General features: G+C 69.9%; 18 protein-coding genes and 2 rRNA genes. 11 read left to right on the top strand and 9 right to left on the bottom strand.

Annotated elements, in window-relative coordinates; all coding sequences use genetic code 11:
• Nucleotides 1–142: 142 nt before the first annotated feature.
• Both OHA84_RS15250 and rrf read left to right on the top strand, forming a co-directional pair.
• A 23S ribosomal RNA gene (locus tag OHA84_RS15250) occupies nucleotides 143–3266 on the top strand.
• 74 nt (nucleotides 3267–3340) lie between these two features.
• A 5S ribosomal RNA gene (gene rrf, locus OHA84_RS15245) occupies nucleotides 3341–3458 on the top strand.
• A 69-nt stretch (nucleotides 3459–3527) separates the two neighbouring features.
• Here rrf and OHA84_RS15240 read toward each other — a convergent pair.
• Genes OHA84_RS15240 through OHA84_RS15215 form a run of 6 tightly spaced genes read right to left on the bottom strand, consistent with a single transcriptional unit; the run spans nucleotide 3528 to nucleotide 9280 of the window.
• Entirely contained in the window at nucleotides 3528–3698 is a 171-nt protein-coding gene (locus OHA84_RS15240) for a hypothetical protein (protein WP_266971244.1), read from the bottom strand.
• Nucleotides 3699–3735: 37 nt separating this feature from the next.
• Nucleotides 3736–5046: a DUF58 domain-containing protein gene (locus OHA84_RS15235; protein ID WP_266971246.1), complete on the bottom strand. Its 1311-nt coding sequence runs from the start codon at nucleotides 5044–5046 to the stop codon at nucleotides 3736–3738.
• The gene (locus OHA84_RS15230) at nucleotides 5046–6008 is read right to left on the bottom strand and encodes a MoxR family ATPase (RefSeq protein WP_053679442.1); all 963 of its coding nucleotides are present in this window, start codon (nucleotides 6006–6008) and stop codon (nucleotides 5046–5048) included. The genes OHA84_RS15235 and OHA84_RS15230 overlap by 1 nt, the downstream gene beginning before the upstream one ends.
• Nucleotides 6005–7249 carry a DUF4350 domain-containing protein gene (locus tag OHA84_RS15225; RefSeq protein WP_266947635.1) on the bottom strand — a complete coding sequence of 415 codons (1245 nt, stop codon included), beginning with the start codon at nucleotides 7247–7249 and terminating at the stop codon, nucleotides 6005–6007. The genes OHA84_RS15230 and OHA84_RS15225 overlap by 4 nt, the downstream gene beginning before the upstream one ends.
• On the bottom strand, nucleotides 7246–7926 hold the full coding sequence (locus OHA84_RS15220; protein ID WP_053679440.1) for a DUF4129 domain-containing protein: 681 nt from the start codon (nucleotides 7924–7926) through the stop codon (nucleotides 7246–7248). Before OHA84_RS15220 ends, OHA84_RS15225 begins: the two co-directional genes overlap by 4 nt.
• A gap of 7 nt (nucleotides 7927–7933) precedes the next feature.
• The gene (locus OHA84_RS15215) at nucleotides 7934–9280 is read right to left on the bottom strand and encodes a glycerophosphoryl diester phosphodiesterase membrane domain-containing protein (protein WP_266971249.1); all 1347 of its coding nucleotides are present in this window, start codon (nucleotides 9278–9280) and stop codon (nucleotides 7934–7936) included.
• Between the two features lie 234 nt (nucleotides 9281–9514).
• On the opposite strand from OHA84_RS15215, the gene mtrA reads away from it, so the two are divergent.
• The 6 genes from mtrA to OHA84_RS15185 all read left to right on the top strand — a co-directional run bounded on the left by mtrA (nucleotide 9515) and on the right by OHA84_RS15185 (nucleotide 16894).
• On the top strand, nucleotides 9515–10204 hold the full coding sequence (gene mtrA, locus OHA84_RS15210; RefSeq protein WP_200904315.1) for a two-component system response regulator MtrA: 690 nt from the start codon (nucleotides 9515–9517) through the stop codon (nucleotides 10202–10204).
• Between the two features lie 13 nt (nucleotides 10205–10217).
• Entirely contained in the window at nucleotides 10218–12179 is a 1962-nt protein-coding gene (gene mtrB / locus OHA84_RS15205; protein WP_234350073.1) for an MtrAB system histidine kinase MtrB, read from the top strand.
• On the top strand, nucleotides 12169–14019 hold the full coding sequence (locus OHA84_RS15200; protein WP_266971255.1) for an LpqB family beta-propeller domain-containing protein: 1851 nt from the start codon (nucleotides 12169–12171) through the stop codon (nucleotides 14017–14019). The genes mtrB and OHA84_RS15200 overlap by 11 nt, the downstream gene beginning before the upstream one ends.
• 74 nt (nucleotides 14020–14093) lie before the next feature.
• A complete protein-coding gene (locus OHA84_RS15195) occupies nucleotides 14094–14867 on the top strand; it encodes a ComF family protein (RefSeq protein WP_371591387.1) in 774 nt (257 codons plus the stop codon).
• Between the two features lie 363 nt (nucleotides 14868–15230).
• On the top strand, nucleotides 15231–15926 hold the full coding sequence (gene hpf / locus OHA84_RS15190) for a ribosome hibernation-promoting factor, HPF/YfiA family (RefSeq protein WP_267803442.1): 696 nt from the start codon (nucleotides 15231–15233) through the stop codon (nucleotides 15924–15926).
• Between the two features lie 191 nt (nucleotides 15927–16117).
• A complete protein-coding gene (locus OHA84_RS15185; protein WP_053679432.1) occupies nucleotides 16118–16894 on the top strand; it encodes a response regulator transcription factor in 777 nt (258 codons plus the stop codon).
• Nucleotides 16895–16928: 34 nt separating this feature from the next.
• Here the strand turns inward: OHA84_RS15185 and OHA84_RS15180 are convergent, their stop codons facing one another.
• A complete protein-coding gene (locus tag OHA84_RS15180) occupies nucleotides 16929–18104 on the bottom strand; it encodes a winged helix-turn-helix domain-containing protein (RefSeq protein WP_053679430.1) in 1176 nt (391 codons plus the stop codon).
• A 54-nt stretch (nucleotides 18105–18158) separates the two neighbouring features.
• On the bottom strand, nucleotides 18159–18743 hold the full coding sequence (locus OHA84_RS15175; RefSeq protein WP_053679428.1) for a GNAT family N-acetyltransferase: 585 nt from the start codon (nucleotides 18741–18743) through the stop codon (nucleotides 18159–18161).
• Between the two features lie 226 nt (nucleotides 18744–18969).
• Here OHA84_RS15175 and secA point away from each other — a divergent pair, with 226 nt between their 5' ends.
• Nucleotides 18970–21747 carry a preprotein translocase subunit SecA gene (secA, locus tag OHA84_RS15170; protein WP_266947632.1) on the top strand — a complete coding sequence of 926 codons (2778 nt, stop codon included), beginning with the start codon at nucleotides 18970–18972 and terminating at the stop codon, nucleotides 21745–21747.
• Nucleotides 21748–22154: 407 nt separating this feature from the next.
• On the opposite strand, the gene OHA84_RS15165 is transcribed toward secA, so the two are convergent.
• Entirely contained in the window at nucleotides 22155–22547 is a 393-nt protein-coding gene (locus tag OHA84_RS15165) for an Rv3235 family protein (protein ID WP_053679423.1), read from the bottom strand.
• 354 nt (nucleotides 22548–22901) lie between these two features.
• Here OHA84_RS15165 and OHA84_RS15160 point away from each other — a divergent pair, with 354 nt between their 5' ends.
• A complete protein-coding gene (locus tag OHA84_RS15160) occupies nucleotides 22902–23402 on the top strand; it encodes a hypothetical protein (protein ID WP_266971261.1) in 501 nt (166 codons plus the stop codon).
• Nucleotides 23403–23416: 14 nt separating this feature from the next.
• Nucleotides 23417–24121, top strand: a complete 705-nt coding sequence (locus tag OHA84_RS15155; protein WP_234350072.1) for an HAD family hydrolase — start codon at nucleotides 23417–23419, stop codon at nucleotides 24119–24121.
• Nucleotides 24122–24415: the final 294 nt, after the last annotated feature.

Below are 24415 nucleotides of genomic sequence, written 5' to 3'. Positions count from 1 at the left end.
GGCACGTTGTTGGGTATCTGAGGGTACGGCCGTAAAGGTTGTATCTTCGCGATGCCGGCCCCAGTGAACTCGCCAGCTTGTCTGGGGGGTGATGGGTGACTGGTCGTTGCTTGAGAACTACACAGTGGACGCGAGCATCTGTGGCCAAGTTTTTAAGGGCACACGGTGGATGCCTTGGCACCAGGAACCGATGAAGGACGTGAGAGGCCGCGATAGGCCCCGGGGAGCTGCCAACTGAGCTTTGATCCGGGGGTGTCCGAATGGGGAAACCCGGCAGTCGTCATGGGCTGTCACCCACTGCTGAACACATAGGCAGTGTGGAGGGAACGAGGGGAAGTGAAACATCTCAGTACCCTCAGGAAGAGAAAACAACCGTGATTCCGGGAGTAGTGGCGAGCGAAACCGGATGAGGCCAAACCGTATGCGTGTGATACCCGGCAGGGGTTGCGCATGCGGGGTTGTGGGAATTCTTTTGATCGGTCTGCCGGCCGGTCGGCGAGTCAGAAACCGTTGATGTAGTCGAAGGACATGCGAAAGGTCCGGCGTAGAGGGTAAGACCCCCGTAGACGAAACATCAGCGGCTTGCTTAAGAATCTCCCAAGTAGCACGGGGCCCGAGAAATCCCGTGTGAATCTGGCGGGACCACCCGCTAAGCCTAAATATTCCCTGGTGACCGATAGCGGATAGTACCGTGAGGGAATGGTGAAAAGTACCGCGGGAGCGGAGTGAAATAGTACCTGAAACCGTGTGCCTACAAGCCGTGGGAGCGTCGCGCATTGAGTTTACTCAATGCGTCGTGACTGCGTGCCTTTTGAAGAATGAGCCTGCGAGTTAGCGGTGTGTAGCGAGGTTAACCCGTGTGGGGAAGCCGTAGCGAAAGCGAGTCCGAATAGGGCGATTGAGTTGCACGCTCTAGACCCGAAGCGGAGTGATCTAGCCATGGGCAGGTTGAAGCGGAGGTAAGACTTCGTGGAGGACCGAACCCACCAGGGTTGAAAACCTGGGGGATGACCTGTGGTTAGGGGTGAAAGGCCAATCAAACTCCGTGATAGCTGGTTCTCCCCGAAATGCATTTAGGTGCAGCGTCGTGTGTTTCTTGCCGGAGGTAGAGCACTGGATAGGCGATGGGCCCTACCGGGTTACTGACCTTAGCCAAACTCCGAATGCCGGTAAGTGAGAGCACGGCAGTGAGACTGTGGGGGATAAGCTCCATGGTCGAGAGGGAAACAGCCCAGAGCATCGACTAAGGCCCCCAAGCGTACGCTAAGTGGGAAAGGATGTGGAGTCGCAGAGACAACCAGGAGGTTGGCTTAGAAGCAGCCACCCTTGAAAGAGTGCGTAATAGCTCACTGGTCAAGTGATTCCGCGCCGACAATGTAGCGGGGCTCAAGCGTACCGCCGAAGTCGTGTCATTCCAGCACATACCCCCAACGGGGGCTGGGATGGGTAGGGGAGCGTCGTGTGCCGGGTGAAGCAGCAGCGGAAGCTAGTTGTGGACGGTTCACGAGTGAGAATGCAGGCATGAGTAGCGATACACACGTGAGAAACGTGTGCGCCGATTGACTAAGGGTTCCTGGGTCAAGCTGATCTGCCCAGGGTAAGTCGGGACCTAAGGCGAGGCCGACAGGCGTAGTCGATGGACAACCGGTTGATATTCCGGTACCCGCTTTGAAACGCCCAATATCGAATCCTCTAATGCTAAGGCCGTGAAGCCGTTCCGGACCCTTCGGGGAAAGGAAAGTGGTGGAGCCGCCGATCCAAGGTGGTAGTAGGTAAGCGATGGGGTGACGCAGGAAGGTAGTCCAACCCGGGCGGTGGTAGTCCCGGGGTAAGGGTGTAGGCCGAGGGGTAGGCAAATCCGTCCCTCATTAAGGCTGAGACCTGATGCCGAGCCGATTGTGGTGAAGTGGATGATCCTATGCTGTCGAGAAAAGCCTCTAGCGAGTTTCATGGCGGCCCGTACCCTAAACCGACTCAGGTGGTCAGGTAGAGAATACCGAGGCGTTCGGGTGAACTATGGTTAAGGAACTCGGCAAAATGCCCCCGTAACTTCGGGAGAAGGGGGGCCATCACTGGTGATCGGATTTACTCCGTGAGCTGGGGGTGGCCGCAGAGACCAGCGAGAAGCGACTGTTTACTAAAAACACAGGTCCGTGCGAAGCCGTAAGGCGATGTATACGGACTGACGCCTGCCCGGTGCTGGAACGTTAAGGGGACCGGTTAGTGCGCTTTCGGGCGTGCGAAGCTGAGAACTTAAGCGCCAGTAAACGGCGGTGGTAACTATAACCATCCTAAGGTAGCGAAATTCCTTGTCGGGTAAGTTCCGACCTGCACGAATGGCGTAACGACTTCTCGACTGTCTCAACCATAGGCCCGGTGAAATTGCACTACGAGTAAAGATGCTCGTTTCGCGCAGCAGGACGGAAAGACCCCGGGACCTTTACTATAGTTTGATATTGGTGTTCGGTTCGGCTTGTGTAGGATAGGTGGGAGACTTTGAAGCAGCCACGCCAGTGGTTGTGGAGTCGCCGTTGAAATACCACTCTGGTCGTGCTGGATGTCTAACCTCGGTCCGTGATCCGGATCAGGGACAGTGTCTGATGGGTAGTTTAACTGGGGCGGTTGCCTCCCAAAGGGTAACGGAGGCGCCCAAAGGTTCCCTCAGCCTGGTTGGCAATCAGGTGTTGAGTGTAAGTGCACAAGGGAGCTTGACTGTGAGACCGACGGGTCGAGCAGGGACGAAAGTCGGGACTAGTGATCCGGCGGTGGCTTGTGGAAGCGCCGTCGCTCAACGGATAAAAGGTACCCCGGGGATAACAGGCTGATCTTCCCCAAGAGTCCATATCGACGGGATGGTTTGGCACCTCGATGTCGGCTCGTCGCATCCTGGGGCTGGAGTCGGTCCCAAGGGTTGGGCTGTTCGCCCATTAAAGCGGTACGCGAGCTGGGTTTAGAACGTCGTGAGACAGTTCGGTCCCTATCCGCTGTGCGCGTAGGAATATTGAGAAGGGCTGTCCCTAGTACGAGAGGACCGGGACGGACGAACCTCTGGTGTGCCAGTTGTCCTGCCAAGGGCATGGCTGGTTGGCTACGTTCGGGAGGGATAACCGCTGAAAGCATCTAAGCGGGAAGCCTGCTTCAAGATGAGTATTCCCACCTCCTTGAGAGGGTAAGGCTCCCAGTAGACGACTGGGTTGATAGGCCAGATGTGGAAGCCCGGTAACGGGTGGAGCTGACTGGTACTAATAGGCCGAGGGCTTGTCCTCAGTTGCTCGCGTCCACTGTGTTAGTTCTGAAGTAACGAACTGTGTTCATATCCGGTTGGTTAACTTCATAGTGTTTCGGTGGTCATAGCGTTAGGGAAACGCCCGGTTTACATTCCGAACCCGGAAGCTAAGCCTTTCAGCGCCGATGGTACTGCAGGGGGGACCCTGTGGGAGAGTAGGACGCCGCCGAACAATCATTGTGGGAAAGCCCCGCACCCTTCAGGGTGCGGGGCTTTTCTGCGTTCCAGACCCTTTTCCCGTTCAGGAGATCTTCCCCTCGGGGCGGCGCGGGTGACTGTGCGCGTACGCGGCGGTGGAGTGGCGGACCACGACCACGTCGGAACGCGGCCGGGCCCGCCGGGGATGGACGGCCAGTTCCGGCCGGGCCGTCGTGAGGTCGGGCGCCGTCCGACGCCCGGCGGGGTCCACCACGGCGCCGATCGTGCCGTCATGCGGCCCGCCGTAGGGGCTACAGACGACCGGCGGCCTTGAGGGCGAGATAGGCGTCGGCGAGGGCCGGCGCCAAGTGTTCCGGGGCGGCGTCGACGACGTGGACACCGTGGCGGGCCAACTGGTCCGCCGTGCGCTCGCGTTGAGAACGGGTCTGGGTGCCGGCAGCGGCCTCGTACACGGCGTCGATGCTGCCGCGGGCAGTCGTCATCTCCGCCACCCGGGGATCGGCGACCGAGGCCAGTACGACGGTGTGGCGCTGGGTCAGCTGCGACAGCAGGGGGAGGAGACCCTCCTCGATCGGGGCGGCGTCCAACGTGGTCAGCAGGACCACCAGGGAACGGCGCGGGGCGCTGCGCAGGACCGTGGACACCAGGGAACGCGCATCGGTCTCGACGAGCTCCGCCTCCAGGGTCGCCATGGCGTTGACGAAGGCGGGCAGGGTGTCGGCGGCCGAGCGGCCCTGGACCTGGGCGCGCGGCCGGCGGTCGTGGGCCAGCAGGTCCACGCGGTCGCCGGCGCGGACGGCCAGGGCGGTGAGGAGGAGCGCCGCGTCCAACGCGGAGTCCAGGCGGGGGGCGTCGCCGACACGGCCCGCCGCCGTGCGTCCGGTGTCCACGCAGATCAGGATGTGCCGGTCGCGCTCGGGGCGCCACGTACGGACGGCGACCTTGTTCTGGCGGGCGGTGGCCCGCCAGTCGATGCTGCGGGTGTCGTCGCCCGGGACGTAGTCGCGGAGGCTGTCGAACTCGGTGCCCTCGCCGCGCGTGAGGACGCTGGTACGGCCGTCCAGTTCGCGCAGGCGGGCCAGCCGGGACGGGAGGTGCTTGCGGCTGGTGAACGGGGGCAGGACCCGGACCGTCCACGGGACGGTGTGGGTGCCCTGGCGGGCCAGGAGACCCAGGGGACCGTAGGAACGGATGGTGACGCGGTCGGCCCGGCGGTCGCCGCGGCGGGTGGGGAACAGACGCGTGGTCAGCCGACGCCGTTCGCCCGCCGGGATCGACACGGTGTGACGGGACGCGGCGCCCTCCGTACCCGGGCGCCAACTGCTCGGGGGCCAGGCGTCACGGACCCGGGCGCGGAGCCTGCGGGTGCCCGGGTTGGTGACGGTGAGGTGGACGTCGGCGTGTTCGCCGAGACGGACCGAGGTGTCGCCGGAGCGGGCCAGGCCGAGTGTGCGCACGGGTACCGCGAGGGCGTAGTCGACCGCGCAGGCCAGGGCCAAGGGGCCGTTGACCGCCAGCATCCCCGTCCAGCTCGGTTCGAGGATGCCGACGGGGATGCTGCCGAGTGCCGCGAGCAGGGCGGCGCGTCCGGTGAGGGCCATCAGCGCGGGACGGGGACGTGGGACAGGATCGCGGTGATGACGGCGTCGGCCGTGACGCCTTCCATCTCGGCCTCCGGGCGCAGTTGGACGCGGTGGCGGAGCGTGGGCAGGGCGAGGGCCTTCACGTCGTCGGGCGTCACGTAGTCACGGCCCACCAGCCAGGCCCAGGCGCGGGCGGTGGCCAGCAGGGCGGTCGCGCCGCGCGGGGAGACGCCGAGGGTCAGCGACGGCGATTCGCGGGTGGCGCGGCAGATGTCGACGACGTACGCGGCGATCTCCGGGGAGACGGTGGTCGTCTCGACGGCCTTGCGGGCGGTTTCGAGTTCCGCGGGGCCGGCGACGGCGCGCAGGCCGGCGGCGTGCAGGTCGCGCGGGTCGAAGCCGGCGGCGTGCCGGGTCAGGACGCCGATCTCGTCCTCGCGGGAGGGCAGCGGGACGGTCAACTTGAGCAGGAACCGGTCCAGTTGCGCCTCAGGGAGGGGGTACGTGCCCTCGTACTCGACCGGGTTCATCGTCGCGGCGACGAGGAACGGCTCGGGCAGCTTGCGGGGCACGCCGTCGACGGTGACCTGGCGCTCCTCCATCGCCTCGAGGAGGGACGACTGGGTCTTCGGAGGCGTCCGGTTGATCTCGTCCGCGAGGAGGAGGTTCGTGAACACCGGGCCGTTCTGGAACGAGAACTCGGCGGTGCGGGCGTCGTAGACCAGCGAGCCCGTGACGTCACTGGGCATCAGGTCGGGGGTGAACTGGACGCGCTTGGTGTCGAGTTCGAGGGACGCGGCGAGAGCGCGGACCAGGAGGGTCTTCGCGACGCCGGGGACGCCTTCGAGGAGGACGTGGCCCCTGCACAGGAGCGCGACGACGAGACCGGTGACGGCGGAGTCCTGGCCGACCACGGCCTTTCCGATCTCGGTGCGGAGCGCTTCCAGTGAGGAACGGGCGCTGTCCGTGGTGGCCGTCATGAGGAGCGGACCTCTCTTTCGAGGGCGTCGAGGTGGTCGGCGAGCGCGACGAGTGCCGCGTCGTCGGCGGGTGTGGAGCCGAAGAGACGGGCGGTGAGGTCGTGGGCGCCGTCCGCGGAGAGGCGGGCGGACACGGCCGGGACCAGGGCGGCGGGTTCGTGGGCCTGGACGGTCGGTACGCCGACCAGTGCGGCGAGGCGTTCGCGGGAGGCGGCGCGCAGCACGGTGGCGGCGCGGTCGCGGGCCCCTGACAGGCGGTAGAGGCGGGCGCGGCCCTCGGTGGCCTCGGACGCGCGGACGGCGACGGGCAGCTTCTCGGTGACGAGGGGGCCGAGTCGGCGGGCGCGCCAGAGGGCGGCGAGCACGGCGGCCACGAAGAGTTGGAGCAGGGCCCAGCCCCAGCCGGCCGGGATGAGGTCGAAGAGGGACTTCTCCTCGGCGGGGGGCTCGCTGTCGCCGCTCTGGTCGGCGAGGCCGGGCAGGTACCAGACGAGTTCCGGTCGGGAGCCGAGGAGTTGCAGGGCGAGGGAGGCGTTGCCCTGCCGGGCGAGTTCCTCGTTGAGCAGGATCGACTCGGAGCCCAGGAGGACGGTGTCGCCTCCCCTGGTCGTGCCGGGGAGGACGACGAGGGTGGGGTGGCCGTCGCTGGGGTAACAGGCGACGGCCCCCGGGAGGTCGGTGGTGTAGCGGAGGCTGTCGCCGGTGGCGGCGCGGCCCGCCGACACGGCGGCCGGCAGGGAACAACCGGGGTCGAGGTTCTCCTCGTCGGCGTACGAGGCGGTGCGTACTCCGGGGGCCAGGTCGGCGAGGCTGCGGCTGCCGGCGCCGAGCAGGACCGTGCGGCCTCCGGAGAGGTCCATGGCGGAGCGCAGGGCGCCGCGCCGGGTCGTGTCGAGCACGTCCGGGTCGGTGACCAGGAGGGTGGTGTCGGGGCCGGCCGCGGCGGCGGCCTCGGCGACGGTGGTCACGACGCGGGTGGTGACGCCGCGTTCCTTGAGGAGTTCGGCCACGGCGCGGCTGCCGTACGGGTCGGCCGAGCGGGGGTCGAGGTAGCCGTGGCGTTCCTCGGACTGGAGGGCGGCCAGGGTGACGGCGCCGACGAGCAGGAGACCGATGGCGATCAGGAAGCCGCGGGCGCGGACCCACCACAGGGCGCCGCCGGTGGCCGCGCCGCCCGACGGGGTGCGGGGGACGTCGGGGGCGGGGGCGCCGGTCGGGTTCGGGGCGGTGGTGCCGGTCATGCCGTGGGTCCCGTCAGGAGCGGCTTGGCGCGTTCCAGGGTGAGGTCGAGGGTGCGCAGGCGGTCGTAGGTGTCGGGATCGCCGGTGCGGCCGCCGTAGGTGACGTCGTCGAAGGCGCGGGCCGCCGCGCGGAGGTCGTCCCCGTGTTCGGGCAGGGAGACGGCGGCCTCGGTGGCCGCCTCGTCGGCGGTGCGGCCGGGGCGCGGGTCGAGGAGGGTGCGTTCCTCCAGGGAGCGGACGACGGCACGCATGCGTTCCTGGACGGCCTCGGTCCAGCGGCCCGCGGCGGCGTGGGCATCGGCGGTCGCGCGGTGGTCGGCGGCGCTGCGGAGGCCGTCGTCGAAGAGGAGTCCCGGGCCGGCCGCGGTGCGGCGGGGGGAGCCGAGGCGCCACCACAGGGCGGCGACGGCCAGGGCGACCAGGACGAGGACGGCGAGCAGGCCGAAGCCGCCTCCGGGGGTCGCCCCGGAGGCGGAGTCGAGGAAGTCGCCCAGCCACTCCCAGAACCTGTCGAAGGCGCGCTGGATCAGGCCCGGGTCGTTGCGGTGGTAGGCCGACTTGGACAGCTCGCGTTCGGCGGCCTCGCGGGCGGCGTCCCGCGGTGTCGTCAGTGGTGGCGTCTCGGCGGCGGGCAGCAGGGCCGCGGCGCCGATGGTGATGAGTCCCCCCGTGCTCATCGGTCCGTCAGCCCCCGTGGCCCGGGGCGGCGCCCGGGTGCGGGTCGGTGGCGGTGTCGATGCCCGCCGCCCGGGCGAGGTCCAGGTCGAGGGCCTCGCGGCGGATGCGCTGGTCGACGTAGAGCAGGACGGTGACGCCGGCCTGGATCGGCATGGTGATCGTCTGCGCGATGATCAGGGCGACGCCGCCGAAGATCAGGAAGCCCCAGGAGGAGGAGGCCGAGCCGTCCATCACGCTGTCGAGGCCGTTGCCGAAGCCGAAGACGCCGATCATCGAGAGAGGGTAGTAGATGATCCCCGTGATGATCGCGGTGATGATGCCGGTCAGCAGGGTGATGCCGAAGATGCGCCACCAGGAGCCCTTGACGAGCTTCCAGGAGCGGGCGATGGCCTTGGAAACGGTGCTCTTCTCCAGCATCAGCGCGGGGGAGGCCAGGCTGAGGGCGACGCCCAGCCACACGATGACCGGAGCCAACACGAGCAGGGTCAGCGCCGCCAGGGCGAGGCTCTCGAAGAGGAACGCGGGCACGATCAGCACGCCGACGGCCACGGTCAGCGCGAGGCCCACCAGCAGGGTGAGTCCGATCAGGCGCGGCAGTTGCGAACGGGATTCGCGCCAGGCGGTGGCGACGCTGGAGGGTTGGCCGAGGATCGCCCGACTGAAGATCATCGTGAGCATGGCGGTGGCCAGGATCGTGCCGAGGATCTGGACGAGGTAGGTGGCGCCCGTCAGCGCGATGTATCCGACGATGTCACCGGCGGACAGGTCGACCGTCGAACCGCCGCGCGGGTACGTGTCCAGGTCCGCCAGGACGTACTTCTGCACGAGCACGCCGAAGACCTGGACGATCACGGCCACGACCAGGGTGATCGGCAGGACCGAGCGCCAGTGGCTGCGCATGGTGCTGACGGCGCCGTCGAGGATCTCGCCGAGGCCCAGGGGGCGCAGCGGGATGACACCGGGCTTGGCCGCGGGCGGCGGGCCCCAGGGGGCTCCGGGGTGGCCGTACGGGCCGTACTGGGCTCCGTACTGGTTGCCGTACTGGCCGCCGTAGGGGGATCCGTACGAGGGGCCGCCCTGGGCGCCGGGCTGTTGGCCGGTTGATCCCCAGCCGGGGCCCTGCTGCGGCTGCGGGGCCTGCGCGGGAGCCGGCTCGCCGGTGCCGGGGTTCGACCACTGGCCGGGCGGCGGCTGGGCGGCGGACCAGCGGGGGTCGTCGGAGGGCTGTGCGGGCGGTTGTGTGCCGCCGGCGCCGCCCTCGCTGCCGGAGCCCTTGCTCCCCTGGCCGTCCTGACCGCTGCGGTCCTCGGAAGGGGAGGATCCGGGCGTGGCCCAGCCCGGAGAGTCGTTCATGTCGCTCCTTCACGTGCGTCTGCTGCGGCGGGGGCGCTGGTTTGGCTGCCATCGTGCCACGTGGGAACGTCGGGTGGACCGGCCCTCCCCCGGAATCCGAGCCGCTCGCGCCTTCAATTGTCGCTCGGATCCGGGGCAGACTGGTCGCCCTGATCACCACGCAGGTCCGAGGGGCGATTTCCAGCCCTTTTGGCTGTGGGACAGCTCACCGCCAGGTAACGATTAGCTAATGGGATGATGTCAAGCATGAAGGGACGAGTCCTTGTCGTCGACGACGACACCGCGCTGGCCGAGATGCTCGGCATTGTGCTGCGTGGAGAAGGTTTTGAGCCGTCGTTCGTAGCTGACGGTGACAAGGCGCTGGCTGCCTTTCGGGAGGCGAAGCCGGATCTGGTCCTGCTCGACCTCATGCTGCCCGGACGGGACGGCATAGAGGTCTGCAGGCTGATCCGGGCGGAGTCGGGAGTGCCGATCGTCATGCTCACGGCCAAGAGCGACACGGTCGATGTGGTGGTGGGCCTCGAATCCGGGGCCGACGACTACATCGTCAAGCCGTTCAAGCCGAAGGAGCTGGTGGCCCGCATCCGAGCCCGCCTGCGCCGGTCGGAGGAGCCCGCGCCCGAGCAGCTGACCATCGGTGACCTGGTCATCGACGTGGCCGGCCACTCGGTCAAGCGCGACGGTGCGTCCATCGCCCTGACCCCGCTCGAGTTCGACCTGCTGGTCGCCCTCGCGCGCAAGCCCTGGCAGGTGTTCACCCGTGAGGTGCTGCTGGAGCAGGTCTGGGGATACCGGCACGCCGCGGACACCCGGTTGGTCAACGTGCACGTACAGCGACTGCGCTCCAAGGTCGAGAAGGACCCGGAGCGGCCCGAGATCGTCGTGACGGTGCGCGGTGTCGGATACAAGGCCGGGCCGAGCTGACATGAAGGCCGGCATGCCCCGGGGAGGCTCCCGCAGGGGGGTCCTGCGGGGCGGCCGGCTGCTCCGGGACGGAGCACCCGGCGGCCCCGTGCTGCGGCTGTTCGTGCACCTCGCACGACGGCCGCTGCTTCCGGCTGTCCGGATCTGGCGGCGCAACATCCAACTCCGGGTGGTCGCGGCCACCCTGCTGATGTCGCTCGCGGTGGTCCTCGCCCTCGGCTTCGTCGTCATCGCCCAGGTCAGCAAGGGGCTCCTCGACGCCAAGGAGGAGGCCGCCCAGAGCCAGGCCGCGGGAGGCTTCGCGGTCGCACAGGAGAAGGCCAACACGCCGTTCGCGGCGGACGGGCCCGACGCCAACGACAACAAGGTCGGACGCGACGCCAGCACCTGGATGAACTCCCTCGTCAAGCAGCTGGCCAGTGGTGGCCAGACCGCCTTCGAGGTCGCCGCGCTCGGCGCCGGCACCGGCGAGGAGAGCGGGCCCGGGCCGGGAGCCCAGGGAGTCAAGGGCGCCCGCGCCTCCGGCAACGTCGATCCGACGGCCAGCGTCCCGGCCTCGCTGCGGCGGGCCGTCAACCACGCCACCGGCACGTTCAAGACGTTCTCCCAGATCCGCTACACCGCCGGCGCCGAGGAGAAGGCGCCCGAACCCGCGCTGGTCATCGGCAAACGACTGACCGACATCAACGGGGCCCCTTACGACCTGTACTACCTCTTCCCGCTGAGCCAGGAAGAGGAGTCCCTCAACCTGATCAAGGTCACGATCGCCACCGCCGGGGTGTTCGTCGTCGTGCTGCTCGGGGCCATCGCCTGGCTCGTCGTGCGTCAGGTCGTGAACCCCGTGCGGATGGCCGCCGGGATCGCGGAGCGGCTGTCCGCCGGGCGGCTCCAGGAACGCATGAAGGTCACCGGCGAGGACGACATCGCCCGATTGGGCGAGGCTTTCAACAAGATGGCCCAGAACCTCCACACGAAGATCCAGCAGTTGGAGGACCTCTCCCGGATGCAGCGCCGGTTCGTCTCGGACGTCTCGCACGAGCTGCGGACCCCGCTCACGACCGTACGCATGGCCGCCGACGTCATCCACGACGCGCGCGTCGACTTCGACCCCGTCACAGCCCGCTCCGCCGAACTCCTCGCCGGACAGCTCGACCGGTTCGAGTCGCTGCTCGCCGACCTCCTGGAGATCAGCCGCTTCGACGCGGGCGCCGCCGCGCTGGAGGCGGAACCCATCGACCTGCGGGAGGTCGTCCGCCGGGTCATCGACGGCGCCGAACCGCTCGCCGAGCACAAGGGCAGCCGGATCCGCGTCCTCGGCGACACGCAGCCCGTCATAGCCGAAGCCGACTCGCGGCGCGTCGAGCGGGTGCTGCGCAACCTCGTCGTCAACGCCGTGGAGCACGGTGAGGGCCGCGACGTGGTGGTGCGGCTCGCGTCCGCGGGCGGGGCCGTCGCCGTCGCCGTACGGGACTACGGCGTCGGACTCAAGCCGGGCGAGGCCACCCGCGTGTTCAACCGCTTCTGGAGGGCCGACCCGGCCCGCGCCCGCACCACCGGCGGGACCGGCCTCGGCCTGTCCATCGCCGTCGAGGACGCCCGGCTGCACGGCGGCTGGCTCCAGGCCTGGGGCGAACCCGGCGGCGGCTCGCAGTTCCGCCTCACCCTGCCCAGGACCGCCGACGAACCGCTGCGCGGATCCCCGATCCCGCTGGAGCCGGAGGACTCGCGGTCCAACCGGGCCAGGGCCGCCGCCGAGGCCGCCGGCCGCGGCGACGCCCGCGGCAACGGCGACGGACGGCGGCAGGGGGGTCCGGGCGCCTCCACCGCCGAGCGTTCCGCGATACCGCCGCGCTCGGCCGTCGCCGGAGCCGTGCCGGTGCCCGCGGACCCCACGGCGCTGCCCGGCAACGGAGCGCGCGTCGTCGCCCGGCCGGCCGACCAGGCAACCCAGGAGGATGGATCCGGTGGACGCTGAGCGTGAGCCCGCGGGCGTACGGGCGCCGCGGCGGGGCACCGCCCGGGTCGGCGTCGCCGTCGGCGCGGTCGGTTTGCTGCTGGCCGGTTGCGCCTCCATGCCCGATCGGGGCGAGGTCCGCGAGGTGCGGGCCTCGCAGGGCGTCGACTCCCAGGTACGGGTCTTCGGTGTGCCGCCGGCCGACAAGGCCAGCCCGACCGACATCGTCGACGGCTTCCTGGAGGCGATGACCAGCGACGATCCGCAGCTGGAGACCGCCCGCAAGTACCTCACCGACGACGCGGCGAAGAACTGGAAGCCCGGCTCGACCGTCACCGTGCTCTCCGCCGGCCTCGACCGGTTCCCCGTCCAGGGCGACAAGGAGTCCGAGGGGCACCGCTGGAAGGTCACCGGCAAGAAGCTGGCGACCGTGGACGAGCGCAGTGCCTACCAGCCGGAGACCGGGGGCGGCCGGTACGAGGAGTACCTCCAGCTGGTCAAGTTCAAGGACCAGTGGCGGATCGCGACGCCGCCCAGCACCCTCGTGCTCAGCGAGTCCGACTTCCAGCGCATCTACAAGCCCGTCAACAAGTACTACTTCGGTGACGGGACGCTGGTCAACGACCCGGTGTACGTGCGCCAGCGCAGCGATCCCGACTCGCGGATGGACCCGACCACCCAGACCGTGCAGTCGTTGCTCGCCGGTCCGTCCAAGTGGCTCGGGCCGGTCGTCACCACCAGCTTCCTGACCGGGACGGAACTGGCCCCGGGCACCAAGTCCCTCTCCCTGGACGGTCAGAACACGCTGCGCGTGCCGCTCAAGCTCGACAACAAGGCCGCGCACGTCCCGCAGTCGCAGTGCCAGAAGATGGCCACCCAACTCCTCTACACCATCAAGGACCTGACGGCCTCCCGGCTGGACCGGGTCGAACTCCAGCGCGCCGACGGCAGGACCACGCTGTGCTGGGTGACGCGCGCCTCCGCCGCGCCGCTGGCCAACCGGGTGCCGAGCCAGGTGCACCAGTACTACGTCGACAAGGACTCCCGGCTCGTCCGGATGTCGCTCAACGTGGCCGCGGAGGAGCAGCAGCCGCAGGAGAAGCCCGAGTCGGTGCCCGGACCGCTGGCCACGGCGGCCACGTTCAAGGTGGGCACCGCCGCCGTCACCTACGACGAGAAGCGGGCCGCGGTCGTCTCCGAGGACGGACGCGGGCTGTACGTGGTCAACATGACGACCGCCGGTCCGATGCCGCCGGCGCTGCTGAGCAGCAAGGGCAAGCTCTCCGCGCCGAGTTGGGACGCGCACGGCGACCTGTGGGTCGCGGACCTCGATCCGCAGAACCAGGGGCTGTGGCGGGTGCCCGGCGGTACCGGCGCCCCGCAGAAGGTGGATGTCGCGGGCCTGGACGACGGGAGGATCACCGGGCTGAAGGCCTCCCCGGACGGGGTGCGGATCGCGCTGCTCGTCCAGAAGGGCGACGGCCGCAAGAACCTGTACGTCGGTCGGATCGAGCGGCCCGAGCGCAAGGGCGACGTCTCGCCGGTGTCGGTGCGCGAACTGCGCCCGGCGGCCCCGCAGATGGCGGACGTGATGGCGATGAGCTGGGCGCCGCGCGGCAGGCTGCTGGTCGTGGGCAAGGAGAACGGCGGGATCACACAGGCCCGCTACATGCTCGCCGACGGGTCGATGGTGGCGGCGAGCCTGCCCGGAGCGGCCGGTCTGACCGGGATCGGGGCGTACGAGGACGAGGCGCAGCCCGTGGTGGCCTCCTCCGACGAGGACGGCATCGTGTGGCTGCCGCCGGGTGCGCAGTGGCGCACGGTGGCGGCGGGCGGCCGGGCCCCGGTCTATCCGGGCTGATCCCGCTGATCCCGCTGCCCGGTGGTTGTCCACAGGGGTGGCGGGCGGCCGGGACGCGCCGGCAGGGTCGTGGTGTGCGACCTGGGGTGCGGGAGTGGTGGCGGGAGCTGTCCGGGCTGGTCCTGCCGGTGGACTGCGCCGGCTGCGGGCTCTCGCGCGTCCTGGTGTGTCCGGACTGTCTGGAGGCGCTCGGCGGGGCCGGGGCGGGTCGGGTCAGGCCGTCGCCGGCGCCCCCGGGACTGCCCGGGGTGCACGCGGGCGCGGTGTACGCGGACGCCGTCCGCGAGGTCGTACTGGCCCACAAGGAGCGGGGAGCGCTGCCCCTGGCGGGCCCGCTCGGGACCGCCCTCGCGGCCGCCGTGCTGTCGCTGCCGGGCGGGGGCGGCGGTGGGGCGGCGGCGGGCGGGGTGGCCCTGGTGCCCGTGCCCTCCGCGCGGCACCGGACGCGGGCGCGCGGGCACGATCCCGCGCGCAGGATCGCGCTGGCCGCGTCGGCCGGTCTGCGCGGGAAGGGGGTTCCCGCGCGCGTGGTGCCCGTACTGAGGCTGCGCCGGCGGGTGGCGGACCAGGCGGACCTCGGGGCGCGGGAACGCCGGGAGAACGTCGCCGGCGCCCTCGTGGCGGGTCCGGCCGGCGTGCGGTCGGCGGCCGGGGCGCGGATCGTGGTGGTGGACGACCTGATCACGACCGGGGCGACGCTCGCGGAGGCGGCCCGGGCGCTGCGGGCAGGCGGTCTGCGGGTGGCGGGCGCCGCGGTGGTTGCGGCTCCCGCGGACTCCTTCGTACCGGCGGAGTCTTTCGTTCGGATTCGGTCGACAACCCGTGTGGGACGAAAAACTTGCGAATAGTTCAGGAACTGCCGGGGAAGGCGCATCGTTGCAGGTAGTAAGAGGGAAGCACCACCTGAACGGAGGTAGGTTCCGGTAGCGGGTGCCGACAACCGCCATTGAGGGATATGTTCGGTTGTGAGGAACTGGCGATCCTTGGGCCCCATGCCATCGGAGCACCAGTCCGCCCGTTTTCGGGATCTTTTTGGGATCTTCGGTCAGAGGGTGTCCCTCTACTCCGAAGTCGGTGGGATGTAGATCTTGCCGATGGGGGAGGAGGAGGTGAAAGTCGCCAAGTCCGAGGCTCCGGTGAACACCGGGGTCTGGTGCGAAAGGGAGACGCTTCGCCCCTGGTGGCGGAGCTATCCGGGAACGGAGTTCTGCGTGGACATCGTCGTCAAGGGCCGCAAGACCGAAGTGCCCGAGCGGTTCCGCAAGCACGTGGCAGAGAAGCTGAATCCCGAGCGGATCCAGAAGCTCGACGCCAAGGTGATCAGCTTGGACGTCGAGGTGTCCAAGGAGCACAACCCGCGGCAGGCCGACCGTTCCGACCGCGTGGAGATCACCCTGCACTCGCGGGGCCCCGTCATTCGGGCGGAAGCCGCAGCCGCCGACGCGTACGCGGCGCTGGACCTGGCTCAGGACAAGCTGGAGGCCCGGCTGCGCAAGCAGCACGACAAGCGGTACACCCGCCGCGGCAATGGCCGGCTCTCCGCGGCCGAGGTCGCCGACGTCGTGCCGGGCGTCGCGCAGCTCGACGGCAACGGCGAACTCGTCACGGACGAGGCGACCGACGGAGTGCCGACCACCAAGGTCGGACCCCTCGACGTGCAGGGCGAAGGCCCGCTGATCGTCCGGGAGAAGACCCACTCGGCCTCGCCAATGTCGCTGGACCAGGCTCTGTACGAGATGGAGCTGGTGGGTCACGACTTCTATCTGTTCGTCGACTCCGAGACCAAGCTGCCCAGCGTCGTCTACCGGCGCCACGCCTACGACTACGGCGTCATCCACGTCAACCCGGACGGTGCCTCCAGCGCGGAGGAGCCGCGTGGCGGCGCGGGTGGATCGCTCGGCGGCTGAGCACTCGACCCCTGCCCTCGTGGGACGCCGGCGGGCGTCCCGCGGGGGCACCCGTACGGCTCGTATGAGCCGGCCGGGTCCTCGTCGGGCCCCCTCCCGGTGCCGCGGGCATGGAATCATGGCGAGCAGTCAAGCGGCGGCCGACCCCGTCGGGTTGGACCGGCGGCTCAGCACATGCAGGGGGAGGAACGATGGCGGACAGCTTCGGGCCGGTGCGCGGTGACGACGGCGCGGGCTGTCGTGAGACGGAGCGGGGGGTCCGCGGAGACGGAGTCGCCGGTTCCGGTGAATCCGGTGACGCGGCCCGGGAACCCATTCGGGTGCTCGTGGTCGACGACCACGCACTCTTCCGGCGCGGGCTGGAGATCGTCCTCGCGCAGGAGGAGGACATCCAGGTCGTCGGTGAGGCCGGGGACGGCGCGGAGGCGGTGGACAAGGCCGCCGACCTGCTGCCGGACATCGTGCTGATGGACGTGCGGATGCCCCGGCGCGGCGGGATCGAGGCGTGCACCTCGATCAAGGAAGTCGCCCCCTCCGCCAAGATCATCATGCTGACGATCAGCGACGAGGAGGCCGACCTCTACGACGCGATCAAGGCGGGCGCCACGGGATACCTCCTCAAGGAGATCTCCACGGACGAAGTGGCCACGGCCATCCGGGCCGTGGCGGACGGCCAGTCGCAGATCAGTCCCTCGATGGCGTCGAAGCTGCTGACCGAGTTCAAGTCGATGATCCAGCGGACGGACGAGCGGCGGCTCGTGCCGGCGCCGAGACTGACGGACCGGGAGCTGGAGGTCCTGAAGCTGGTCGCCACCGGGATGAACAACCGCGACATCGCGAAGGAACTGTTCATCTCGGAGAACACCGTGAAGAACCACGTGCGGAACATCCTGGAGAAGCTGCAACTGCACTCCAGGATGGAGGCCGTGGTGTACGCGATGCGGGAGAAGATCCTGGAGATCCGCTAGCCGGTCGTGTGCGCGGGACCCGTACGGGCGCGCCCTACAGGGCGGCCAGTTCCGCCGTGACGGCCGCCGCTTCGGCCGCCGTGCCGGCGCGCTCGACGCGCACCGTGTCGCAGCCGACCCAGGAGGCCGCCTCGCGCAGTGCCTCGGCCATGGGGCGGGCGGCGGCGGGATCGGTCAGGGAGAGCTGGCGGGCCACCAGCGTGGTGCCCTCCCGGGCGGGGTCCACCCGGCCCCGGAGTCGCCCGCCGGCCAGCAACGGCATGGCGAAGTACCCGTGTATCCGCTTGGGCTTGGGCACGTACGCCTCCAGGCGGTGCGTGAACCCGAAGATCCGCTCGGTGCGCGGTCGGTCCCAGACCAGCGAGTCGAACGGCGAGAGCAGCGTCGTGCGGTGCCGGCCCCGGGGTGTCGTGGCCAACGCGGCCGGGTCGGCCCAGGCCGGCTTGGACCAGCCCGCCACCTCCACCGGGACCAGCCCCGACTCCTCGACGACCGCGTCGAACTGGGCTCCCCCCAGGCGGTGGTAGTCCGCGATGTCCGCACGGGTCCCGACGCCCAGCGACCGGCCGGCCAGCGCCACCAGCCGGCGCAGGCACTCGTGGTCGTCCAGGTCGTCGTGGAGCAGGGCGTCCGGGACGGCCCGCTCGGGCAGGTCGTACACGCGTTTCCAGCCACGTCGCTCGGCGCAGACCACCTCGCCCGTGTCGAGCAGCCACTCCACCGCGATCTTGGTCTCGGACCACTCGAACCACTCGCCGCCGTTCTTGGCGCCGCCCAGCTCGGTGGAGGTGAGCGGGCCCTCGGCCCGGAGCCGGTCCAGGACCGTCCTGGTCGAACGCTCCTTGTCCTCCAGGACGTGCCAGCGGTGACCGCGCGCCCGCCGGGCGCGACGGCGGAACGCGAAGTGCGGCCACTCCTCGATCGGGAGGATGCAGGCGGCGTGCGACCAGTACTCGAAGGCGTGCCGGTCCGACCAGTACGCCGCCTCCACGGCGGGCCGGCCGACCGCGCCCAGGCGTGCGTACGGGATCAGTTCGTGCGAACGCGCCAGGACGGAGATCGTGTCCAGCTGCACCGCGCCCAGGTGGCGCAGGACGCCCCGGACGCCGCCCCGGCGGTCGGGCGCGCCGAGGAAACCCTGCGCGCGCAGCGCGATCCGGCGGGCCTCGTCGGCGGAAAGGGACACGGTCGGCGCCGGCACGGTCGTCATGCCCGCACCCTAGGCGGTGCCACTGACATCACGACCCCGCGGCCCCACGCCCCGTCACGCCGAGGGCGACGGGAGGTAGGCGAGCGGCGACGGCAGGCCGAGGTCCCCGGGGAGCAGGGCGCCGATCCAGCAGTCCCGTACGGTGTCGCCCTTGACCAGGCCGGCGCGCAGGAGGCCCTCGAAGCGGAAGCCGGCCTTCTCCGCTACGGCGCGCGAGCCCGCGTTGCCGACCTCGGCCCGCCACTCCAGGCGGGGCGCGCCCAACTCGGTGAAGGCCCAGCGGGCGACGGCGCCCAGGGCCTCGGTCATGTAGCCGTTGCCGCGGTGCTCCTTGGTCGCCCAGAAGCCGATCTCGTAGCCGTTCTCCCCGTCCACCACGCGCACGTGCACGCCGATGGCCGCGACGAGCGGTCCGTCCGCGCCGAGGCGCACGGCGAAGCTGTACCCGCTGCCCTCGCGCCAACCCGTCGGGCAGATCTCGCCCACGAAGGTGTCGGCGTGCACCCGCTCGTACGGCGAGGGGACGAGGGTCCACCGCTGGACGTCGGGATCCTGGGCGGCCGCGTAGACCTCGTCGGCGTCGGCCGGGACGAAGGGGCGCAGGTGCAGACGCGCGGTGGTCAGTGTCGTGGGCTCCATGAACGGATTCTGGTACGGGCACGATCACCAGGCCAACAGTTTTCGTCGACACCGGCACCTTCGGTGCCCCCCGTACGTTCTCATTCCGGGCACCCGTGCCCTACGGATAGTGCGGACCTCCCGACGCGACCGTGTCCTCGCTTACGATGGCCGTTGCGGTGGGGCCCACCCTCCGTGCCCGCGCACGAACCAGTGCCAGGCCCGACCGGCAAGGAGACAAACCTCGGTGTCCGTCTTCAACAAGCTCATGCGTGCAGGCGAAGGCAAGATCCTGCGCAAACTGCACCGCATCGCGGACCAGGTCAACTCCATCGAAGAGGACTTCGTCAACCTCTCCGACGCCGAGTTGCGGGCCCTCACGGACGAGTACAAGCAGCGGTACCAGGACGGCGAGAGCCTGGACGACCTGCTGCCCGAGGCCTTCGCGACCACGCGCGAGGCCGCCAAGCGCGTCCTCGGCCAGCGGCACTACGACGTCCAGATCATGGGCGGCGCGGCGCTGCACCTCGGCTACGTCGCCGAGATGAAGACCGGTGAGGGCAAGACCCTCGTCGGCACCCTCCCCGCGTACCTGAACGCGCTGTCCGGCAAGGGCGTCCACCTGATCACGGTGAACGACTACCTCGCCGAGCGCGACTCCGAGCTCATGGGCCGGGTGCACAAGTTCCTCGGCCTCGAGGTTGGCTGCATCCTGGCGAACATGTCGCCCGCCCAGCGCCGCGAGCAGTACAGCGCCGACATCACCTACGGCACGAACAACGAGTTCGGCTTCGACTACCTGCGCGACAACATGGCGTGGTCGCAGGACGAGCTGGTCCAGCGCGGCCACAACTTCGCCGTGGTCGACGAGGTCGACTCGATCCTGGTCGACGAGGCCCGTACGCCGCTGATCATCTCCGGCCCGGCCGACCAGGCGACGAAGTGGTACGCCGACTTCGCGAAGCTCGTCACCCGCCTCACCAAGGGCGAGGCCGGTCAGCCCCTCAAGGGCATCGAGGAGACCGGCGACTACGAGGTCGACGAGAAGAAGCGCACCGTCGCCATCCACGAGGCCGGTGTCGCGAAGGTCGAGGACTGGCTCGGCATCGAGAACCTCTACGAGTCGGTGAACACCCCGCTCGTCGGCTACCTGAACAACGCCATCAAGGCCAAGGAACTCTTCAAGAACGACAAGGACTACGTCGTCATCGACGGCGAAGTCATGATCGTCGACGAGCACACGGGCCGCATCCTCGCCGGTCGCCGCTACAACGAGGGCATGCACCAGGCGATCGAGGCGAAGGAAGGGGTGGACATCAAGGACGAGAACCAGACCCTCGCCACGATCACCCTGCAGAACTTCTTCCGCCTCTACTCGAAGCTGTCGGGCATGACCGGTACGGCCATGACCGAGGCCGCCGAGTTCCACCAGATCTACAAGCTCGGTGTCGTCCCGATCCCGACCAACCGCGACATGGTCCGCAAGGACCAGGCGGACCTGATCTACCGCACCGAGGTCGCGAAGTTCGCCGCCGTCGTCGACGACATCGCGGAGAAGCACGAGAAGGGCCAGCCGATCCTCGTCGGCACGACGTCGGTCGAGAAGTCCGAGTACCTCTCGCAGCAGCTCTCCAAGCGCGGCATCCCGCACGAGGTGCTCAACGCCAAGCAGCACGAGCGCGAGGCCTCGATCGTCGCGCAGGCCGGTCGCCGCGGCGCCGTCACCGTCGCCACGAACATGGCCGGTCGCGGTACCGACATCAAGCTCGGCGGCAACCCGGACGACCTCGCCGAGGCCGAGCTGCGCCAGCGCGGGCTCGACCCGGAGGAGCACATCGAGGAATGGGCGCACGCCCTGCCCGAGGCCCTCACCCGCGCGGAAGCGGCCGTGAAGGCCGAGTTCGAGGAGGTCAAGGACCTCGGCGGGCTGTACGTGCTGGGCACCGAGCGGCACGAGTCGCGCCGCATCGACAACCAGCTGCGCGGTCGTTCCGGCCGTCAGGGCGACCCGGGCGAGTCCCGCTTCTACCTGTCGCTGGGCGACGACCTGATGCGCCTGTTCAAGGCGCAGATGGTCGAGCGGGTCATGGCGATGGCCAACGTGCCGGACGACGTCCCGATCGAGAACAAGATGGTGACGCGCGCCATCGCGTCGGCCCAGTCGCAGGTCGAGACCCAGAACTTCGAGACGCGCAAGAACGTCCTGAAGTACGACGAGGTCCTCAACAGCCAGCGCGAGGTCATCTACAGCGAGCGCCGTCGCGTCCTTGAGGGCGAGGACCTGCAGGAGCAGGTGCGCTTCATGATGGACGACACCATCGACGCGTACATCGCGGCCGAGACGGTCGAGGGCTTCGCCGAGGAATGGGACCTGGACCGCCTGTGGGGCGCCTTCCGGCAGCTCTACCCGGTGAAGGTCACCGTCGAGGAGCTGGAGGAGGCCGCCGGCGACCGCGCCGGCATCACCGCCGAGTTCATCGCCGAGTCCGTCAAGGACGACATCCACGAGCAGTACGAGACGCGCGAGAAGACGCTCGGCTCCGACATCATGCGTGAGCTGGAGCGGCGCGTGGTGCTGTCCGTCCTGGACCGCAAGTGGCGTGAGCACCTGTACGAGATGGACTACCTGCAGGAGGGCATCGGCCTGCGCGCGATGGCCCAGAAGGACCCGCTGGTCGAGTACCAGCGCGAGGGCTTCGACATGTTCAACGCCATGCAGGAAGGCATCAAGGAGGAGTCCGTCGGCTACCTGTTCAACCTGGAGGTCCAGGTCGAGCAGCAGGTCGAGGAGCTTCCCGTGCAGGACGCCGGCCCGTCCCTGGCCAAGCCGGAGATCCGGGCCAAGGGCCTGGACGCGCCGCAGCGGCCGGACCGGCTGCACTTCTCCGCCCCGTCGGTGGACGGGGAGGGCGGGGTCGTCGAGGGCGACTTCGAGAGCGAGGGCGGCGGTGACGGTGACGGCATGACGCGGGCGGAGCGGCGCAAGGCGCAGAAGGCCGCCGGCGGTCGGCGGCGCAAGAAGTAGCCCCGCCGGGTCTGTGGCCTCTTGGCCTGGCGGCCGTCGGGATGAGTGACCCTGCCGGGGTCGGACACCGTTGTACGGGTGTCCGGCCCCGGCGGCGTTGTGTCCGGGCCGGAGCCGGGGCCCTGCGGGGGCCCTGCGGGGCTGGTGCGGGGGGCCGGGTCCGGGCGTCGTGCGGGGCCGTTGCGCGGGGCGGCCCCGGCTGCGCCGGGCTTTCGGGGCTCCGCCCCGGACCCCGCGCCTCAAACGCCGGCGGGGCTGGAATGGGCCGGGGTCCGGGGTCGGATTCGCGGGGCGGGGCTGGAATGGGCGGGCGTCCGGGGTGGAATGGGCAGGGTCCGGGATTCGGGGTTGGGCCCCGCGCCTCAAACGCCGGCGGGGCTGGGATGGGCGGGGTCCGGTGGCCGGGGTCAGGGGCGGGGGCCTTGGATTTCGATCGCCGCGCAGCGCCAGCGGAGGTCCGGGCCCTGTTCCAGGCGGAAGGCCATCGCCGAGACGCGGTCGCCCGTGGCGATGCGGGCGAAGGCCTCGATGACACCGGGGCCGGGGTGGAAGCGGCCGCAGTGGCGCAGGACCGGGAGGAGTCGGTCGCGGAGGGGGCCCGCGGGGGCCAGGGTGACGAGCTGCTCGTACGCCGGGCCGACGGTGTGGCCCAGCAGCGAGTGGACGGGGCGACGGCCGCTGAGGACCGCGAGGAGGCGTTCGGCGAACCAGTCGTGCGGGCCCCGCGCGGTGCGGGGACGCCCGGGGTGGCGCTGGTCGTGCCGGCCGGGAGGGCGGGTGGTGGTCCTCGTCCTGGTCATGGTGGTCGTCCCCGGGGAGTGTGGGCCCGGCACCTGCGGTACCGGGCGGTAACTTGGTCGGGTCACTTGTACGGCCCGCCGAACACGCTCCGCAACGGGTCCGGGCGCTCGCCCCGGACCCCGGCCGCCTTCACCTATCCGGGTGGGGGACCCGGGGCCGCGCCCCGTCCCCGGGCCCTCCGCGGGCACCGGGTGGACGCGCCGCGCCCCGCCCCCGCCACCCCGAAGGGGGACCGTCGCCGTCACCGGACGCGGTGGCGCGACCGCCGTGAGCACCCGCTGTGAGGGGGCATCGGTGAACGGGCGGTCCGGTCGTATCCTGAGGGCGTTCCCGACTACCGAAAGCAGCCGGCCATGCGCGTGTACGTCCCCCTGACCGTCCCCGGGCTCGCCGAGGTGCACGAGGCGGGCGAGCTGGGTCCCGCCCCGCTGCGCGCCTACGCGGTCACTCCCGGCCTGCGCGAGTGGTACGTGTCCGACGACATCGAGGAGCTGGAGTACGCGGCCCTCGGCCGCGCCGCCCTCGCCTCCCTGCGGATGATCGCCGCCGACGCTGACGCCCCCCGCAGGCGGGTCGTCGTGGCCTTCGACGTCGACGACCGGGCCGCCACCGCGGCGCCCGGGAACGACGAGGCCGCCCTCGGACAGGTGTCGCTGGGGAGCTCCGTAAGGCTCTCCGTGGCCGCGGCCGTGCACGTGGACGCCGATGACGCGCTGGAGGACGTCACGGCCGCCGTCGGGGCCGTCGAGGCGGCCGACGCGGGGGACGACGACGCGCTGTCCCTGGTGGACGGCGCCGAGGACCACGAGCTGCTGTGGTTCGGGGTGCAGGAGATTCCGGGGTTGCTGAAGTGACGGAAGCGTTCGAAGTGACGGAAGCGTTCGAAGTGACCGCCGTGAGCGCGACGGCGCGTCGTGGCCCGCACATCGTGTGGGACTGGAACGGGACGCTGCTCCACGACATCGACGCCGTGATCCTCGCGACCAACGCCTCCTTCGCGGAGTTCGGCTTCGCGCCGATCACCCTGGAGACGTACCGCGAGCTGTACGTGGTGCCGGTCCCGAAGTTCTACGAGCGACTGATGGGCAGGATGCCCACCGAGGCGGAGTGGCTCGTCATGGACGAGACCTTCCACCGGCACTACTGGTCGTCCGCGGAGACCGCCGGGCTCGCCGAGGGCGCACTGGAGCTGCTCCGGGGCTGGCAGGGAGCCGGGTCGACGCAGTCCCTGCTCTCCCTCGCGCCCCACGACAAGCTGGTGCCGCTGGTCCGGACGCACGGCATCGACACGCACTTCCTCCGCGTCGACGGGCGCACGGGGCCCTCGCACACCACCAAGGCGGGCCATCTCGTACGCCATATGGCCGCCATGGCGGCGGCGGGGGTGACGGCCGACCGTACGGTCCTCATCGGAGACGCGGTGGACGACGCCCTCGCGGCCGCCCACGTGGGCGCGCGGGCCGTGCTGTACACGGGGGGCTCGCACAGCCGCGGCAGCCTCGAATCAGCCGGCGTGCCCGTCGTGGACACGCTGGCGGAGGCCGTCGCCACAGCTCGCGAAATGGCCGAATAGGCACGTGACACGGGTGTCTGGCGGCGGCGTGCACGTGTGGCCGGGCACGTCGCTGTCCAGAGTGTCAAAGTTCCACCCCCGGATTTGTACACATACAGCTCATGACGAGCACGGGGTGGGTGGGGATAGCCTGGTACCCGTGATCAGCGCGATAGTCCTCGGGGGCACTGAAGCCCCCGGCACGCGCCCGGCGCACGAACGTGCCCGGGCCTTCGCCGATCTCCGCTGCCGGAACCACGTGCCGATCTTGGCCGATTCGCTTCCGGTGGCCTTTCTCGACGACATGGCGTCGAT

This window comes from Streptomyces sp. NBC_00513, from assembly GCF_041431415.1.
Lineage (GTDB): Bacteria > Actinomycetota > Actinomycetes > Streptomycetales > Streptomycetaceae > Streptomyces.
This window is presented reverse-complemented; position numbering and strand designations above follow the sequence as displayed.

Bases quoted from the DNA above. Each gene is read 5' to 3' on its own strand.
- OHA84_RS15235 (WP_266971246.1), bottom strand. From the start codon at position 5,046: ATGGCCCTCACCGGACGCGCCGCCCTGCTCGCGGCACTCGGCAGCATC.
- OHA84_RS15230 (WP_053679442.1), bottom strand. From the start codon at position 6,008: ATGACGGCCACCACGGACAGCGCCCGTTCCTCACTGGAAGCGCTCCGC.
- OHA84_RS15225 (WP_266947635.1), bottom strand. From the start codon at position 7,249: ATGACCGGCACCACCGCCCCGAACCCGACCGGCGCCCCCGCCCCCGAC.
- OHA84_RS15220 (WP_053679440.1), bottom strand. From the start codon at position 7,926: ATGAGCACGGGGGGACTCATCACCATCGGCGCCGCGGCCCTGCTGCCC.
- OHA84_RS15215 (WP_266971249.1), bottom strand. From the start codon at position 9,280: ATGAACGACTCTCCGGGCTGGGCCACGCCCGGATCCTCCCCTTCCGAG.
- mtrA (WP_200904315.1), top strand. From the start codon at position 9,515: ATGATGTCAAGCATGAAGGGACGAGTCCTTGTCGTCGACGACGACACC.
- mtrB (WP_234350073.1), top strand. From the start codon at position 10,218: ATGCCCCGGGGAGGCTCCCGCAGGGGGGTCCTGCGGGGCGGCCGGCTG.
- OHA84_RS15185 (WP_053679432.1), top strand. From the start codon at position 16,118: ATGGCGGACAGCTTCGGGCCGGTGCGCGGTGACGACGGCGCGGGCTGT.
- OHA84_RS15180 (WP_053679430.1), bottom strand. From the start codon at position 18,104: ATGACGACCGTGCCGGCGCCGACCGTGTCCCTTTCCGCCGACGAGGCC.
- OHA84_RS15175 (WP_053679428.1), bottom strand. From the start codon at position 18,743: ATGGAGCCCACGACACTGACCACCGCGCGTCTGCACCTGCGCCCCTTC.
- OHA84_RS15165 (WP_053679423.1), bottom strand. From the start codon at position 22,547: ATGACCAGGACGAGGACCACCACCCGCCCTCCCGGCCGGCACGACCAG.
- OHA84_RS15160 (WP_266971261.1), top strand. From the start codon at position 22,902: ATGCGCGTGTACGTCCCCCTGACCGTCCCCGGGCTCGCCGAGGTGCAC.